The 16,163-nt window shown below is 29.8% G+C and carries 16 protein-coding genes and 1 pseudogene; 3 read left to right on the top strand and 14 right to left on the bottom strand.

Features of this window, described 5'->3' with window-relative positions:
- Nucleotide 1 precedes the first annotated feature (1 nt).
- Nucleotides 2-304 carry a spore coat protein gene (locus tag H8R92_RS01835; RefSeq protein ID WP_186834550.1) on the top strand — a complete coding sequence of 101 codons (303 nt, stop codon included), beginning with the start codon at nt 2-4 and terminating at the stop codon, nt 302-304.
- A gap of 119 nt (nt 305-423) precedes the next feature.
- Here H8R92_RS01835 and H8R92_RS01830 read toward each other — a convergent pair whose 3' ends face one another.
- The 5 genes and pseudogenes from H8R92_RS01830 to H8R92_RS01805 all read right to left on the bottom strand — a co-directional run bounded on the left by H8R92_RS01830 (nt 424) and on the right by H8R92_RS01805 (nt 4,357).
- Nucleotides 424-1,056, bottom strand: a complete 633-nt coding sequence (locus H8R92_RS01830; protein ID WP_207722788.1) for a YczE/YyaS/YitT family protein — start codon at nt 1,054-1,056, stop codon at nt 424-426.
- A 180-nt stretch (nt 1,057-1,236) separates the two neighbouring features.
- Nucleotides 1,237-1,646 (bottom strand): annotated as a pseudogene (locus H8R92_RS01825) (peptide deformylase).
- Between the two features lie 128 nt (nt 1,647-1,774).
- The gene (locus tag H8R92_RS01820; protein ID WP_022167504.1) at nt 1,775-2,545 is read right to left on the bottom strand and encodes a formate/nitrite transporter family protein; all 771 of its coding nucleotides are present in this window, start codon (nt 2,543-2,545) and stop codon (nt 1,775-1,777) included.
- 639 nt (nt 2,546-3,184) lie between these two features.
- On the bottom strand, nt 3,185-3,775 hold the full coding sequence (locus tag H8R92_RS01810; protein WP_186834548.1) for a lysozyme inhibitor LprI family protein: 591 nt from the start codon (nt 3,773-3,775) through the stop codon (nt 3,185-3,187).
- Nucleotides 3,776-4,111: 336 nt separating this feature from the next.
- Nucleotides 4,112-4,357, bottom strand: coding sequence for a hypothetical protein (locus H8R92_RS01805; protein WP_186834547.1), 246 nt, complete (start codon nt 4,355-4,357; stop codon nt 4,112-4,114).
- Between the two features lie 212 nt (nt 4,358-4,569).
- Between H8R92_RS01805 and H8R92_RS01800 the strand changes: the two genes are divergently transcribed.
- Nucleotides 4,570-6,003: an IS1182 family transposase gene (locus H8R92_RS01800; protein ID WP_186834546.1), complete on the top strand. Its 1,434-nt coding sequence runs from the start codon at nt 4,570-4,572 to the stop codon at nt 6,001-6,003.
- A 232-nt stretch (nt 6,004-6,235) separates the two neighbouring features.
- Here H8R92_RS01800 and H8R92_RS01795 read toward each other — a convergent pair whose 3' ends face one another.
- The 4 genes from H8R92_RS01795 to H8R92_RS01780 all read right to left on the bottom strand — a co-directional run bounded on the left by H8R92_RS01795 (nt 6,236) and on the right by H8R92_RS01780 (nt 10,278).
- Nucleotides 6,236-7,792, bottom strand: coding sequence for an ABC-F family ATP-binding cassette domain-containing protein (locus H8R92_RS01795; RefSeq protein ID WP_186834545.1), 1,557 nt, complete (start codon nt 7,790-7,792; stop codon nt 6,236-6,238).
- A 103-nt stretch (nt 7,793-7,895) separates the two neighbouring features.
- A complete protein-coding gene (locus H8R92_RS01790; protein ID WP_186834544.1) occupies nt 7,896-8,453 on the bottom strand; it encodes a DUF3867 domain-containing protein in 558 nt (185 codons plus the stop codon).
- A 68-nt stretch (nt 8,454-8,521) separates the two neighbouring features.
- The gene (locus tag H8R92_RS01785; RefSeq protein WP_022213128.1) at nt 8,522-9,559 is read right to left on the bottom strand and encodes an ABC transporter substrate-binding protein; all 1,038 of its coding nucleotides are present in this window, start codon (nt 9,557-9,559) and stop codon (nt 8,522-8,524) included.
- A gap of 341 nt (nt 9,560-9,900) precedes the next feature.
- Entirely contained in the window at nt 9,901-10,278 is a 378-nt protein-coding gene (locus H8R92_RS01780) for a RidA family protein (RefSeq protein WP_022213129.1), read from the bottom strand.
- Between the two features lie 143 nt (nt 10,279-10,421).
- On the opposite strand from H8R92_RS01780, the gene H8R92_RS01775 reads away from it, so the two are divergent.
- Nucleotides 10,422-11,447 carry a branched-chain amino acid aminotransferase gene (locus tag H8R92_RS01775; RefSeq protein ID WP_022213130.1) on the top strand — a complete coding sequence of 342 codons (1,026 nt, stop codon included), beginning with the start codon at nt 10,422-10,424 and terminating at the stop codon, nt 11,445-11,447.
- Nucleotides 11,448-11,478: 31 nt separating this feature from the next.
- On the opposite strand, the gene H8R92_RS01770 is transcribed toward H8R92_RS01775, so the two are convergent.
- The 5 genes from H8R92_RS01770 to cobA are packed head-to-tail and all read right to left on the bottom strand — an operon-like array spanning nt 11,479 to nt 16,156.
- On the bottom strand, nt 11,479-12,285 hold the full coding sequence (locus H8R92_RS01770) for a formate/nitrite transporter family protein (RefSeq protein WP_022213131.1): 807 nt from the start codon (nt 12,283-12,285) through the stop codon (nt 11,479-11,481).
- A 12-nt stretch (nt 12,286-12,297) separates the two neighbouring features.
- On the bottom strand, nt 12,298-12,441 hold the full coding sequence (locus tag H8R92_RS01765; protein WP_186834543.1) for a hypothetical protein: 144 nt from the start codon (nt 12,439-12,441) through the stop codon (nt 12,298-12,300).
- Nucleotides 12,419-13,714, bottom strand: a complete 1,296-nt coding sequence (gene hemL / locus H8R92_RS01760) for a glutamate-1-semialdehyde 2,1-aminomutase (RefSeq protein WP_022213133.1) — start codon at nt 13,712-13,714, stop codon at nt 12,419-12,421. Before hemL ends, H8R92_RS01765 begins: the two co-directional genes overlap by 23 nt.
- On the bottom strand, nt 13,714-14,688 hold the full coding sequence (hemB, locus tag H8R92_RS01755; RefSeq protein WP_022213134.1) for a porphobilinogen synthase: 975 nt from the start codon (nt 14,686-14,688) through the stop codon (nt 13,714-13,716). The genes hemL and hemB overlap by 1 nt, the downstream gene beginning before the upstream one ends.
- Complete coding sequence (cobA, locus tag H8R92_RS01750) at nt 14,681-16,156, bottom strand: uroporphyrinogen-III C-methyltransferase (RefSeq protein WP_186834542.1); 1,476 nt, start codon at nt 16,154-16,156, stop codon at nt 14,681-14,683. Before cobA ends, hemB begins: the two co-directional genes overlap by 8 nt.
- Nucleotides 16,157-16,163: the final 7 nt, after the last annotated feature.

Raw genomic sequence — 16,163 nt, 5'->3', positions numbered from 1 at the left:
AATGCTAAAAGTAATTGGAGATTTGATTAAAGACAATGTAAATATTGATGATAAGGTAATATCTGAAAGTATGCTGACAGCAGCAAAAGATGGAGCAATGCTTTATCTTACTTATGCTTTAACAAGTACTACTCCTGAACTTAGAGCTATTTACTCTGCTGCTATAGGTCAAATGGTAGAAGGTCATACAGCTCTTACAGCATTAGCTGTAAAAAAAGAATGGTTAAAGCCATATGAATCACCTGTGAACATGCTTTCTTGTGCCTATAATTGTGCTAGCAACACAGCTGCTAATAAGGATTAAGTCCTTACTAAATAAAAAGAGTTAGGAAAATTCCTAACTCTTTTTATATGTATATTAAATCATTAAAGTCTTGTCCAAAAAAAGCATTCTCTTTATTAATGCTTTAATATTTTATATAACTAAACTATTGCTGTACTAGTACCTAAAAACTTTTTTACTGGTCTTTCAACTATAGGTAAGAAAAATTGAATTGTAGGTCCTAAAAGTAATGTTGCTACAATTGTTCCTAAACCAAAAACTCCACCTAATAAGTATCCAGCAACTACATATGTTAAATCTAAACAAATTCTAATCCATCTATATTGAATTTTAAATGATTCTGAAATTACAAATGGAATTTCATCATGTGGCGCCACTCCTAAATTAGCAGTTTTTTGAATTGAAAAACCAATAGAAATAACTACACAACTTATAGCAACTACAAGTATACGTACCACAAAAGGCATTGATTCAATAGATAACTTTTGTATAGCTTCATTGGCTATATCTAAAAACATTCCTGCAGCAAGTGTAGCTAAAAAAGTTCCTAAACTTATTTTATTCCTTGCAAAAATTAATAATAGTACTAAAGCACAAAACATAAATATGTAATTTGCAGAACCTACAGTAATATTTAATGCCTTACTTATTCCTTGAATAAATACTACACAAGAATCTCCCCCTGTATTTGCATTTATAAAAGCAGCACATCCTATTTGAATAATAAAACATCCTAATAAAAAACAAAATATTTTTTTAATATATAGCTTCACATTAACACACAACCTTTCTTTAACATTTTTATGTTATCATTTACACTAAGTTTCGTCAATCATTTTTTTCCATTTTTCTCAGATTTATTCTATTTTTCATCATAACACTGTTTTTTATTTTTTTTATTGAAGAAAAAATGAAGCATTAAAAGTGCTTCATTACTATTAAATAATTATTTATTAAATTATTATTCCATTACAATGATCAATTTCATGCTGGATAATCTGAGCTACAAATCCTGTAAATTTTCCTTTTTGTTTTTTAAACTCTTTATCAAAGTACTCAACTTCTATACTTTCATATCTATTAGTCTTTCTAAATCCAGTTAGTGACAAACAACATTCTTCCGTTTCATAAGAATTTTTTTATCTGTTATTATAGGATTAATCATTGGAACTATCATCTCTCCTACTGAAAATACTATAATACGTTTCTTAACACCTATCATATTTGCAGCCATACCTACACAATCATCTAAATTAGCTCTTAATGTATCTATCAAATCATCAACAATATATAGATCATCCTTAGTGGCTTCTTCTGATTTCTGTGCTAAAAATAATACATCTTTCATAATTGGTTTTATCATTTCAATTCCAACCTTTCTTCTATCTATAATATACAATAACATATCTATATTATCATATTATTTTCTTATACATTTTAATAAAAAAAACTCTAATTTAGCAAACTAAATTAGAGCTCTTATTAATTATCTTATTGTGATTTTTTTGATATTAAGTAATATGGAATTGCTACAAATAGTATTCCTCCAACCATATTACCTAAAGTAACCATTCCTATATTATAAATATATCCAGATATGCTTACTGCTGCTGTTCCTGGAGCTAAAAGTGCTATAGTAAGTAATGTCATATTAGCAACACTATGTTCAAAACCACATGTTATAAAGATAAATAGGCACCAGAATATCATTACTAATTTTGATATATCATCTTTACATCTAAAAGTACACCATACTGCTAAACAAACTAGTATATTACAAAATACCCCTCTAAAGAATAATTCACTAGCTGGCAAACTCATCTTGGTAGCTGCCGTATTTGCAATAAATTCTCCAACTGATCCTTTAGCAAGCCCTGTTAAATAGAACATATATCCTGCAAGTATTGATCCTGCTAAATTACCAATAAAAGCTGCTACCCACACTTTTATAGTATCTATCCATGATACAGCTTTATTTAATGATCCAACTGTCATGATAAAATTATTACCAGTAAATAATTCAGAGCCAGCAAAAACAACTAAGCTTAAAGCTCCTCCAAAAGAAATACCCATTATGATCTTAGTGGCTGCTGATCCTGCTGCTGTAAGTAATCCTCCAATTGTAAAAATAAGCATTATGGCCATACCTACATAGATTCCTGCTAACATAGATGAAATAAAATATCCTAGCTTATTATTTTTTAATAATTGATTTTTTGCACTAGCTGCACCTGCAACTTTGTTAAACTCTTCCTTAAACATTAAATTTCCTCCATCATCATTTGTTATTTTTATAACTATCTCTTGTTAATATAATAACTTACATTACCACTTATTACCGTGATTTTTATCACACTTTTAGTATTTTTTTAGCACTTATTCTGTTTTTTATCACATTTTCTATTATTTCTTGATATTTTTTTATCAATACTTTGTCTTTAAATATACATTCTAAAGCTTTACTTTTATCTTAAACATAAAAAACCACCTCCACTTTTCATGTATAGGCAGCTTATTACCATTTCCAATCTATTTTAATAGCTTCATAATTAATTTATTTTCTTTCACTTTTTAATTCCTCCCTATAAAAATCTTCTATCTATATTTCATTATAAAGCCAAAAATAATAAGCCCCATATTACACATCTTTAAATATCTAACCATGTGTATATGAATGCTTTATTCATTACTATGCTCCTAATAAGCCACCTACAATTATCCCAAAATAAGTTCCTATTACATACCCTAAAGTTCCAATAAGCATAATTGGTCCAATAAGTTTTGTCCATCCTCTATTTGTTATTGTGATATTTTCCCTATCTATTTTATACTGTAATGACTCTTATGTAAATTTAAAGTATATAAAAAGCTAGCACTAAAATGTACTAACTTTTATTTTAATTAATCTGTCATATACTGATTTACTAATTCATAACATTTTTCCTTAGTTGCTTCATACAAAACTATATATCCTGCAACAGGCTCAAAAGTTCCTCCTTTGAACTTTGCTTCTTCTTCCCTAGCTTTTCCCTCTTTCTCCTCTATCCATTTAAGCTGTTTAATTTCTAAATCATTCATTATCTCTGGAGATAACTCCTCTTTTAGCAAAGCATAAATATCATTGAGTTCTTTATCATACATTTCATAAGCTTTTCCATAATAACTCTTCATAGCATTTGTAATACCTTCATCGGCATTCTTCTTTTCTGGTAATTCATCAAGCTTTTTTTGTATGTTATCTAATCTCTCTATATACTCGTTTCTCCTTCCTTCTACTTTACTTACTACATCCGGTATATCTGTTGTTTTAATATCTTCATTTGCTTTAGTATCATCTACTATTTGTTGTAGTTTACTACTATCAGAATCACTAATCATACTGTTACTTGTATCATTTACTGTTTGCTTTGAACTTTGATTATTACAACCAAACAGAGTACCACCAATTATGGTTATTATACTTATTGTACATACTAATTTTATCTTATTCATAAATACCTCCATACCACTTTATCACATGTAAAACAAACAAACTATTCTATGCACAGATCCTCACAAATAATACATTCAGTTTACTATTAACAACCATTTGTACAATTATTTTAAAATTTTGTAGTTAATGTACCTTGATGAAACATCATTAAATTTTAGATAGTCCTTTATCGCAATTCCACACAAAATAGCATATTTTTTAATACATCAGTAACTGTAGCTTCCTATGTTGTTGCATAAATTATATGTCATGATACTGACGATAAAAATCCAACTGTAATTGTTCCTGATAAAATTAAATATAATATTATCTTTCTAATTCCTATAATTCCTTTATTATTTTTTAAAATTTTTCTTACAAAATAAAACATTTAATAGAAAATAAGTATCAATAATCATTATACTTAAATTTTTCAATGTTCTAGTTTCACTTAAATCAAATCCATAAAAGCCTATGCTCATAATAAGAACTCCATAAATAACAAGTAAAAATAAAACAAGCAAAATAAAATAATCTTTATCAGTTTTTAATTTTGTAATATTAAAAAAAAAAATTTTACTATCTTCATCTTTATTTTTCATTAAACAAAACCCCTTTTTATATATAATTTTACCATATATTCTAATAATTTCAATAACAGTTTATCTGACTCATTCTTTTCACTATAAACAAAAAGAAACTCCCCTAAAGGAGTTTCTTCCAGACTGTTGACAAAGTGTCAGCAGTCTTTATTTTTATCCAAATATGTAATATAATTTAAAATATATAAATTTGTTACATAGAGGTTTTATCAATGATAAACGAAAGAAAAGAAGCACAAAGTGAAATAGAAGTAGTAATGTTAGAAGAATTAGTCCCACAAGACCATTTATTAAGGAAAATTGATAAATATATAGATTTTTCATTCATTAGGGATTTAACTAGGGATTTGTATTATCATACAAATGGTCGACCAGCTGTTGATCCAGTAGTATTATTTAAAATGTTATTTATAGGATATCTTTATGGCATACGCTCCAAAAGGCAGTTAGTTAAAGATATAGAAGTAAATTTAGCATATAGATGGTTTTTAGGATATTCAATTACAGAGAAAATTCCAGATTCATCTACAATAAGTCAGAATAGAATTAGAAGATTTAAAGGTACTGATATTCCACAGAAAATATTTGATAATATAGTTCTTCAATCTATAGAAAAAGGTTTAGTTGGAGGTAAAATTCTTTATTCTGATTCAACTCATATAAAAGCAAATGCTAATAAAAGAAAGTTTGAAAAAGTTGAAGTAGACGTAACTCCTAAGGAATATATAGAACAGTTAGATATTGATGTTAATGAAGATAGAGAGAATCGTAATAAAAAGCCTTTAAAACCAAGAAAATTCAAAAAAGAAACAAAAGAAATTAAGAAAAGTACAACTGATCCTGATAGTGGATATATGATGAGAGATAATAAACCCGAAGGCTTTTTTTATTTAGACCATAGAACTGTAGATAGTAAAAACAATATAATTATGGATGTTCATGTTACCCCTGGTAACGTAAGCGATAGCGAACCGATATTAAAGAGAATAGATAGAATTAAAGAAACATTTAATATAAAACCTAAGTATCTTGGTTTAGATGCAGGATATTCAACTAATCCTATTTTTAAAGGAATAACAGATAGAGATATAATACCTGTTGTTGCATATAGACGTTCTCCTCATAAAAAAGGAATGTATACAAAGAATAAGTATATATATGATTATGATAAAGACATATATATTTGTCCCAATAATGTTGCACTAATATATAAAACAACGACCCGTGAAGGCTATAAGGAATACAGATGCTTTGAAGAAATATGTATGTGTTGTCCTCACAAAGATAAATGCCTTGGAGAAAAAGCTAAATATAAAATAATTAGAAGACATGTTTGGGAAAATCATAAAGACGATAATAAAAATTTTCTTAAAACCGAGAAGGGAAAAGGTATTTACAATAGAAGGAAAGAAACGGTTGAGCGAAGCTTCGCAGATTCAAAAAATCTGCATGGGCTTCGCTATGCTCGCTTCCGTGGACACGAAAAAGTGTCCGAACAATGTCTGCTAACTGCAGCAGTACAGAATATGAAAAAGATAGCAACAAGACTATCTTTGTTATTTTCATATTATATTAGTAATTTTAATTATATTATGTATTTCAAACTTTATCCACAACTAGTAAACAAAAACCCTCTGCTTTTTTAACAGGGGGTTTTTCAACAAACTGAAAGAAACTCCCCTAAAGGAGTTTCTTCATTAACTATTAACTTCTATCTCTTATTTATTAACTATAAAGTTATATTTCTCATGCTACTTATCACTTCATATTAATGCACTAAAATTCAACCAATCAAATTAATTTTCCATTTTTAATTTTTAATTTTCCTAAGCATTCATCACTGATAATTCATAATTAACTCTATCTCTAACTTAACCACTAAACTACTTTAGTTGTCCAATCCTCACAGTTCCAAATATCAGTAACTACATCTCTGTAAAATTCAGGTTCGTGACATACTAGAAGAACTGATCCTTTGTATTCTCTAATGGCTTTCTTAAGTTCATCCTTAGCTTCAACATCTAAGTGATTAGTAGGTTCGTCTAAGATTAAGATATTTGTTTCTTCATTAATAAGCTTACATAATCTTACCTTTGCTTGTTCTCCCCCACTTAATACGCAAACTTTACTTTCAATATGCTTAGTTGTTAAACCACATTTTGCTAAAGCAGATCTTATTTCATATTGAGTCTTAGACGGGAATTGCTCCCAAACTTCTTCAATACAAGTATTATAGTTTGCTTCTTTTATTTCTTGTTCAAAATAACCTATTTGCTGATAATCTCCTAAATGAACCTCTCCACTAAGTGCAGGTATTTTGCCCATTAAGCTCTTTAAAAGAGTCGTCTTTCCTAAACCATTTGCTCCAACAAGAGCAATCTTTTGACCTCTTTCCATTGATATATTTAATGGTTTTGTTAATGGTTCATTGTATCCTATAACAAGATCCTTAGTTTCAAAGATAACCTTACCTGAAGTTCTTCCTTGCTTAAAGTTAAACTCTGGCTTTGGTTTTTCAGCTGCAAGTTCAATCATTTCCATCTTATCAAGCTTCTTTTGTCTAGCCTTAGCCATACCACTTGTAGCAACTCTTGCTTTATTTCTTGCAACGAAATCTTTAAGTTGTGCTACTTCAGCTTGTTGTCTTTCATAAGCAGCTTGTAATTGTGCCTTATTTGCTTCATATATTCTTTGGAATTCATAGTAATCACCAACATATCTTGTAAGCTGTCTATTTTCCACATGATATATTAAATTAATTACTGAATTTAAGAATGGAATATCATGGGATATTAATATAAAAGCATTTTCATAATTTTGTAAGAATCTCTTTAACCACTCTATATGTTCTTCATCAAGATAGTTAGTAGGCTCATCAAGTAATAATATATCTGGTGTTTCTAGTAATAATTTTGCCAGTAGTACCTTAGTTCTTTGTCCTCCACTAAGCTCAGTAACATCTCTATCTAAACCTACATCTAAAAGTCCAAGACCTTTTGCTACTTCTTCTGCTTTTGCATCTATTACATAAAACCCATTGTTATCTAGCATATCTTGAATAACCGCTGTTCTTTCAAGGGCCTTATTCATTTCATCATCAGTCATTTCTCCCATTCTTCCATAAAGCTCATTCATTTCTGCTTCCATATCAAATAGGTATTTAAATGCACTTCTTAGTACTTCTCTTATAGTTAATCCTTTTTCAAGTTCAGCATGTTGATCCATGTAGCCAACTCTAACTCTATTGCTCCAAATTACTTTTCCTTCATCAGGCATAAGCTTTCCTGTAATTATATTCATAAAAGTAGATTTACCTTCACCGTTAGCACCTATTAATCCTACGTGCTCACCTTTAAGTAATCTAAATGATACATCTTCAAATATAGCTCTATCGCCAAAACCATGGCTGATATTCTTTACTGTTAGTACACTCATCTTATTCCTCCTAAGCGTAAAAATAGAGTGCGAAACATAAATTCACACTCTATTTATTATACATTATATTAAGCTAAAATAAATAGAAATTTCTTTCTAAATTTTAGTAATCATATGCTTTGCTATAATCACAAATAATAACTTTTAATTTATCATCATTTAAAGTCTTCTTATATGAACATAAAAATTCATTTAATTCAGTATCAACTAAGTCAACTTTATCTTTGCTTCTTATTATTACATTATGATCATCTAATAAGATAATTACATTATTTTTATCATTTTTGATGTAATATTCAGTAGTTGGCTTTACCTTAATTCTATCTTTATATTTCTCCTGAAAACTCATGGTCTTCCTAGCTTGTTCATAATCTAGCGAATTATTAGTTAATTTATCTAAACCTAGTGATTTAATTTGCTCTTCAAAACCTTTAGTATCTAATCCATATCTCTCCATAAGTTTAGTTTGAATCTTTAAAAATTTATCTTGAGAAATATTGTTATTTTCCATATATGCTGTCATTTCTTTTGTGAATTCAGCCATAGTCAATTTACCTTCAGCCATCTTATAGTATAAGCTATATATATAAGACTCGAAATTATCTATGTCTTTTTCATTTACTTTGTTCTTAAGTTCATTAAAATCAATTATCTTATCCATTCAGCTTACCCTCCTAAGCACCATTTATTATTTATTATATACCAACTTTATTCATTATACTACTATTTTTAGCTCTTCACTTCCAACCATACTTTTTCGTATTTTAATAATTCTTCTTCATTTAAATACTTATAACTTTCACATCTATTCATAATTTCTTCTGGCATATATGCACCTGGATTATTTCTTACCTCCTCATCCTGCTCCATCATAGCACCTTCATGTGGAGTAGTATAACCTATTTCCTCGGCAACTCTATACGCACTGTCTTTTTCACATAAAAAGTTAATAAATGTTTCTGCTGCTGATTTATTTTTTGTGCCTTTTGGAATTACTAATGAATCTATCCAGAAATTAGCACCTTCCTTTGGTACTATATATTTTAAATAATCATATTCATCTGCTAAAGTAAGTCCTTCTCCTGACCAAATCATTGCAATAGCTCTCTCACCAGATATCATTAAATCTTTAACATTATCAGCTCCATAAATAGTTCCTAATTTCTTTTGCTCAATTAAGGCAGCTTTAGCCGCTGAAAGTTCTACTTCATCAGTGCTATTTAATGGATATCCTAAATATTTAAGTGCCATACCTATAGCATCTCTTTGAGAATCTAAAACAAATATTTCATCTTTATATTTAGGATTCCACATGTCACTCCAACTATTTATATCTTCACTAATTAGTTCTGTGTTATATATTATTCCTATAGTTCCATTCATATATGGAAGCGAATAAACATTACCTGGATCAAAGCTTTTATTTAAATTACTTGATAAAAGTTCAGTCCAATTAGGAATATTTTGTTTATCTAACGCTTCTAATCTACCTTCCGAAATCAGTCTTTCCACCATATAATCTCCTGGTACTGCCACATCATATTGAGTCTTACCTGAAGTAAGTTCCTGATACATTGCTTCATTATCATCAACAAATACTTCATTTACTTTTATATTATATTTTTCTTCAAACTCATCTATTAACCCTTCTGCAATATTTTCTCCCCAATTTAAAAAGTTAATTGTAGTTTTTTCATCTTTTTTGCATGATATCATTGTTGCAGATATCATAATGAAAACCGTAAAAATAGCTATTATCTTTTTCATTTATTATTTTCCTTTCAATAAATATGTATTGTTCTATAAATAATATATGCAAATATACAACGTATATTTGCATATTAATTTGCTATCTAAATTTTCTTTAACCACTTCTATTATAACAGAAGAAATATACTCATTATCATCTTTTAATAGAATCTTTTCTATTTTTTTCAACATATGTAATATGTACTTATTATACTGCAAATTTTGCTATAATAACAGGCATTTCTGCTTATTTTTTATTTCTCTAAATATTATTTAAATATATGTAAATTTTTAATCAAAAAACTAAATCATTTTTAATAATAATTTAGCTTTTTTTAAACTTTTCATTGAATTTTATACTATTTAATAGCTATAGCCTCTATTTCTATAATTGCTCCCTTAGGTAACTTAGCTACTTGTACACAACTTCTTGCTGGTAGGTTATCCTTGAAATAATCCCCATAAATTTCATTAACTTTTTCAAAATCATTAAGGTCTTGAAGAAAAATCGTTGTTTTAATCACCTTTTCTAAAGAACTTCCTGCTGCTTCTAAGACAGCTGAAAGATTTGCCATAACTTGTACAGTTGCTTTGCTAATTTCAGTTACTAATTCTCCATTTTCAGGATTTAATGGAATTTGACCAGAAGTAAATACTAAATCTCCTACTATCATTCCTTGAGAGTATGGTCCAATTGCTGATGGTGCTTTTTTAGTTGATATTATTTCTTTATTCATTTTTATCCTCCTCATACAATATCATAAATTGATTATATACTATTTTACTTATATTTTTGAATATTATTTTTCTACATTTATCATTTCATATTAATGTTAGTAGTGGTAAAATATTATAAAATAAATAAAAAAGGGTGATACTTATGAGTAAAATTATAGATTTAGATTGGAATAACTTGGGGTTTGAATATATAAAGACTGATTTCCGATATATATCAACTTGGAAAGACGGTAATTGGGATAAAGGATCACTTACTGATGATAATTATCTCCATATTAGTGAAGCATCTTGTGCTCTTCATTATGGACAACAATGCTTTGAAGGGCTAAAAGCATATAGAACAAAAGATGGCTCAATTCAATTATTCAGGCCTGATAGAAATGCTGAAAGATTAAATTCTAGCTTAAGAAAACTTCTTATGCCAGAAATTCCTGTGGAAAAATTTATTGATGCATGTATACAAGTAGTAAAAGCAAATGAACATTTTGTTCCACCTTATGGTAGTGGTGCAACTTTATATTTAAGACCTTTCGTCATAGGTGTTGGTCATAACATTGGCGTAAAACCTGCTCCTGAGTATATCTTTTCAGTATTCTGTACCCCTGTAGGTGCTTACTTTAAAGGAGGATTAACTCCTTGCAATTTTAATGTAGCTGAATATGACAGAGCAGCTCCTCGTGGAACTGGACATACAAAAGTTGGGGGTAATTATGCCGCTTCTCTTCAAGCACACAAACTCTCTGCTGACAAAGGCTTTGCCGATTGTATTTATCTTGATCCAGCAACTCAAACCAAAATTGAAGAAGTTGGTGCAGCAAACTTTTTTGGTATTACAAAAAACAATGAATTTGTTACACCAAAATCACCTTCCATATTGCCGAGCATCACAAAATATTCACTTATGGAAATAGCTAGAAAATATCTTCATATGCCTGTTTATGAACGAGAGGTATATATAGATAATTTAGATGAATTCAAAGAAGCAGGTGCCTGTGGTACTGCTGCTGTCATAACTCCTATTGGTGGAATTGAATATAAAGGTAAACTTCATGTCTTCTATAGTGAAACTGAAGTAGGTCCTGTTATAAAAGAACTTTATAAAATTCTTTATGGGATACAATTTGGTGATATAAAAGCACCTGAAGGGTGGATTTACAAAATCAATTAAAAAAGACACAGCTTTTGCTGTATCTTTTTTATTATGCTACTTTCTCAGCTTCTTTTGTAGATTTTTTCTTATCAGTAATAAAATAATATGGTAATCCTACAAATAATACTCCACCTATAAAGTTTCCAAGGGAAACCCAAGCTATATTGTGGAACCATCCTCCAATTGTAACTGCTGCATCATGTGGTAGTAATAATCCCATAGTTAAGAATCCCATATTAGCAACACTATGTTCAAAACCTGCAGTTATAAATGTAAATAAGCACCAGAAAATCATTATTAATTTAGCTGTTTCTTCTTTTAATTTATAGCACATCCAAGTTGCTAAACAAACTAATATATTACAAAGTAATCCTCTTAAAAATAATTGTCCAGAAGGGGTTCCCATTTTTATAGCAACTTGTTCTACTATAAACTCACCTATATAATCGCTTTTTCCTAAAGCAGCACCACTGTAAACATATAGGCATGCACCTATAACACCACCCATTACATTTCCAATCCAAACTGCAACCCATATTTTCACTGCATCTAGCCATGTTACTTTATTTTCTAAAGCACCTATAGTCATTATCATAGCATTACTAGTAAATAAATCTCCACCTGCCATGAACACTAAACTTAAAGCAACACCAAAACATAATCCCATTACTATTTTGTAGGTTCCAATATCAGCATGATGCATTATTCCACCAATAGAATAAATAAGCATAATTCCTAAACTTACAAATAAGCTTCCAAGCATTGCTGATGTTAAGTACTTTGGCACGCTTTTGTTAAATAATCCAATCTTAACTTCAGCTGAATGAGATAAATTATCAATCTCTTTTCTATACATTACTACTTCCTCCTATAAATCACATATTTTTTCTTTATCACACCTATATGACCTTAATAATAATACAACTTTTTCCCCTTTTTGTAAATTGTCAGAAAAGTCAATCATTTCAAGATATAAATTGTGTATTTCACTATATGGAAACAATGAATTCATTTTCCGCAAACTCCTTAAAAGCTGATAAGAATTTTTTAACATGATCTTCATTATGCTCACTACTTAAAAATAATGCTTCAAACTGCGATTGAGGAATATTTATTCCATTCTTATTCATACATAAGAAATACTTTTTGAACATTTCCAAGTTACAACTTTTAGCATCTTCATATGTTCTTACAGTATCTTTATCAGTAAAGAATATGGTCATCATTCCACCAAATCTATTTACCACTACATTTATATTATTTTCAGAAGCAATACTTTCTACACCTTTTTGTAACATTTGTCCTAAATAATTTATTTTATCATATATTTCTGGCTTAGATTTTAATATATTAAGCGTAGCAAGTCCTGCTGACATAACTATTGGATTTCCAGACATAGTACCAGCTTGATATACTCCCCCTAGAGGTGAAAGATTTTCCATTATTTCTTTTCTTCCTCCATAAACACCTGCTGGAAGTCCACCTCCCATTATCTTAGCATAAGTTATAAGATCAGGGCTTACATTAAATAATTCTTGTGCTCCTTTAAAAGCAACTCTAAAACCACTCATTACCTCATCAAAAACAAGTAATGCGCCATACTCATCACACAGCACTCTAAGAGTTTCCATAAATTCATTATCTGCTTTAATAACACCCATATTACCTGCTACTGGTTCAATAATAACAGCTGCAATATCATCACCATAAGCTTCAAATAATCCTCTTACTTGTTCTGCATCATTATAAACACCAATTAATGTATTTTTTATACTATCTTGTGGTATACCAAGAGAACCGGCAATGCCTTCTGTAAGCACACCTGATCCTGCTTCTACTAAGAATCCATCAAAATGCCCATGATAGCATCCAGCAAATTTGATTATTTTATTTTTCTTGGTATATCCTCTAGCTAGTTTTATGGCACTCATAGTTGCTTCTGTTCCTGAATTAACCATTCTCACCATTTCAACATTATCCATTTCCTCACATAGAAATTTTGCCATTTGAAGTTCTAATTCTGTTGGTGCTCCAAAGGCTATTGCACTTTCACTTATTTCCTTTATGGCAGTCACTACCTCATCATTACAATGGCCTAATATCATAGGTCCCCATGCTAATACAAAATCAATATATTCCTTACCATCTTCATCTTTGATTATTACACCTTTTCCACTCTTCATCACAGGAGGATTTATTCCCATATCCCTATATGCCCTTACTGGTGAATTAACTCCACCTGGCATATATTCGTTTGATTTAATAAATATTTCTTCATTTCTCATTAATTACTATCCTCCTTTAACCATCTTGCTGCTTCTATTGCATAATAAGTCATTATCATTTTTGCACCAGCTCTTTTCATAGACATAAGCATTTCTAAAGCAACTCTTTTTTCATCAATTAGTCCTGCTTCTCCTGCACTCTTAACCATTGCATATTCTCCACTGACATTATATACGCATAATGGTACATCATATCTATTTCTTGCTTCTCTTACTATATCAAGATATGACATAGCTGGTTTAACCATTATAATATCTGCCCCTTCATTTATATCTGCTTCAATTTCTAGCATTGCTTCTCTTGAGTTAGCAGGATCCATTTGATATCCCTTTCTATCGCCAAATTGTGGAGCTGAACCAGCTGCTTCTCTAAATGGACCATAAAATCCTGATGCATATTTTGCTGCATAACTCATTATAGGTGTCATTTTAAAGCCATTATCATCTAAAACCTTTCTAATATGACCAATTCTTCCATCCATCATATCTGATGGTGCAATCATATGTGCACCTGCCTTTGCATGTGATAAAGCTATCTTTCCTAAATACTCTAAAGTTTCATCATTATCTATGCTCTTTCCATGAATGATTCCACAATGTCCATGATCTGTATACTCACACATACATACATCTGTTATTATATACAGTTCATCATCTAATTCTCTAAGCTTTCTTATGGCTTTTTGAACTATTCCATCTTCATTATAAGCTTCTGTTCCTTTACAATCCTTATGTTCTGGCACACCAAAAATTATTACTGATCTTACTGCTGTTTCCTTTAATTCCTTTACAAGTTCACCTAGTCTATCTACTGACCAATGATAATTTCCTTTAAGAGAGCTTATCTCTCTTTTTATATTTTCACCTTCCACCACAAAAATAGGAAGGATAAAATCTTTCACACTAAGCTCATTTTCTCTTACAAGATCTCTTATAATTACTGTATCTCTTAATCTTCTTCCTCTTCTAAACATCATATTCCTCCTTTATACCTATTATTTCTTCCAAAAATCCTTCTTCTGAATGCTTTTTGCAAGTATAACAATGAATATCATTAGACTTTAATGCCTTAGCAGTCTGTCTACCAATGGCTATTGATATCTTCTTGCTTATTTCTTCTTTACCAAATACATTAATCATATTATGTACAGTGCTTGGACTTGTGAATAATACATAATCTACTTCTTCAAGAGCCTTTTTGTTTTTCATATCTCCGCATACTGTATCATAAGTATGAACTCTATCAACATTTAATCCTAAGGCTTCTATTTCTTCCTTTAAATACTCTCTACTACTTGAAGAACACGGAATAAGTACATTTTCTCCTTTTTTAAGATATGGATTAAGTACTTTAAATAATCCTTCACCTACAAACTCCCTAGCCATGATAAAAGGCATTACTCCACGAGCCTCTAAAGCCTTTCTTGTTGCTTTTCCTATAACTGAGAAATTAGCCTTAATAGTTCTAATATCTATTTTCTCTTTAATTAAATAATCAAAGAACATATTTACTCCATTTACAGAGGTTAAAATTATATGGTCATATTTATCAATCTTTTTCTTTACTTCATTTAGATTATGCATTGTAGACTTTCTCTTAATAGAATTAATTTCTGTAACTTCTGCACCTAAATCTCGCAACTTATTTTTTAAGTTTGAAGATTGCTCTCTTGATCTAGTTATACAAATATTTGCTCCAAATAAAGGTTTTTTCTCATACCATGATAATTTTTCATTTAATGATACTACTTCTCCAACCACTATGATACATGGAGACTTTAATCCTACTTCTCTCACCTTAACACATATGTCATCAACAGTACCAATGACTTTTTTCTGCTTAGACGATGTACCTCTCATAACCACAGCAGCTGGTGTACTACCATCTTTACCATTTTCTAATAAATTACTCATTATTCTTTCAATATTTTCAAGCCCCATCATAAATACTAAAGTACCTATTTCCTTTGCTAATGCCTTCCAGTTAATCTTTTCATCAGCTGCTGTCATACCAGTTATTATATGGAATCCTTGTGACATTCCCCTTTGAGTTATAGGAATACCTGCATAATTAAGTACTGCTATAGGAGAAGTAACTCCAGGAATAACTTCAAACTCTAAGTTTTCTTCCTTTAAAGCTAATACTTCTTCGCCTCCTCTACCAAAAACATATGGATCTCCACCTTTTATCCTACCTACTACATGGCCTTCCTTTACCAAACTTACAATCATCTCATTTATTTCTTCTTGAGTCTTATAATGACATCCTGGCTCTTTTCCACAATAATATATTTCACAATCTTCCTTTAAATAATTTAGTATATTATTAGATACAAGCCTATCATAAAGAACTGCTGTACATTTTTCTAATACCTTTACTGCTTTTACAGTTAATAACTCCTCATCTCCTGGCCCTGTGCCAATTATATATGCTTTGCCCATTTTTAAT

It is taken from the genome of Clostridium lentum (genome assembly GCF_014287815.1).
In the GTDB taxonomy this organism is placed as follows: Bacteria; Bacillota; Clostridia; order Clostridiales; family Clostridiaceae; genus Clostridium; species Clostridium lentum.
The sequence above is the reverse complement of the archived record's forward strand: the minus strand, read 5'-3'. Positions and strand labels throughout refer to the sequence as shown.

What these genes read in the sequence shown, in the direction of transcription:
- H8R92_RS01795 (WP_186834545.1), bottom strand. Translation starts at nt 7,792, where the DNA reads ATGAGTGTACTAACAGTAAAGAATATCAGCCATGGTTTTGGCGATAGA.
- H8R92_RS01790 (WP_186834544.1), bottom strand. Translation starts at nt 8,453, where the DNA reads ATGGATAAGATAATTGATTTTAATGAACTTAAGAACAAAGTAAATGAA.
- hemL (WP_022213133.1), bottom strand. Translation starts at nt 13,714, where the DNA reads ATGAGAAATGAAGAAATATTTATTAAATCAAACGAATATATGCCAGGT.
- H8R92_RS01835 (WP_186834550.1), top strand. Translation starts at nt 2, where the DNA reads ATGCTAAAAGTAATTGGAGATTTGATTAAAGACAATGTAAATATTGAT.
- hemB (WP_022213134.1), bottom strand. Translation starts at nt 14,688, where the DNA reads ATGTTTAGAAGAGGAAGAAGATTAAGAGATACAGTAATTATAAGAGAT.
- H8R92_RS01785 (WP_022213128.1), bottom strand. Translation starts at nt 9,559, where the DNA reads ATGAAAAAGATAATAGCTATTTTTACGGTTTTCATTATGATATCTGCA.
- H8R92_RS01810 (WP_186834548.1), bottom strand. Translation starts at nt 3,775, where the DNA reads ATGAATAAGATAAAATTAGTATGTACAATAAGTATAATAACCATAATT.
- cobA (WP_186834542.1), bottom strand. Translation starts at nt 16,156, where the DNA reads ATGGGCAAAGCATATATAATTGGCACAGGGCCAGGAGATGAGGAGTTA.
- H8R92_RS01775 (WP_022213130.1), top strand. Translation starts at nt 10,422, where the DNA reads ATGAGTAAAATTATAGATTTAGATTGGAATAACTTGGGGTTTGAATAT.
- H8R92_RS01770 (WP_022213131.1), bottom strand. Translation starts at nt 12,285, where the DNA reads ATGTATAGAAAAGAGATTGATAATTTATCTCATTCAGCTGAAGTTAAG.
- H8R92_RS01765 (WP_186834543.1), bottom strand. Translation starts at nt 12,441, where the DNA reads ATGAATTCATTGTTTCCATATAGTGAAATACACAATTTATATCTTGAA.
- H8R92_RS01820 (WP_022167504.1), bottom strand. Translation starts at nt 2,545, where the DNA reads ATGTTTAAGGAAGAGTTTAACAAAGTTGCAGGTGCAGCTAGTGCAAAA.
- H8R92_RS01780 (WP_022213129.1), bottom strand. Translation starts at nt 10,278, where the DNA reads ATGAATAAAGAAATAATATCAACTAAAAAAGCACCATCAGCAATTGGA.
- H8R92_RS01805 (WP_186834547.1), bottom strand. Translation starts at nt 4,357, where the DNA reads ATGAAAAATAAAGATGAAGATAGTAAAATTTTTTTTTTTAATATTACA.
- H8R92_RS01800 (WP_186834546.1), top strand. Translation starts at nt 4,570, where the DNA reads ATGATAAACGAAAGAAAAGAAGCACAAAGTGAAATAGAAGTAGTAATG.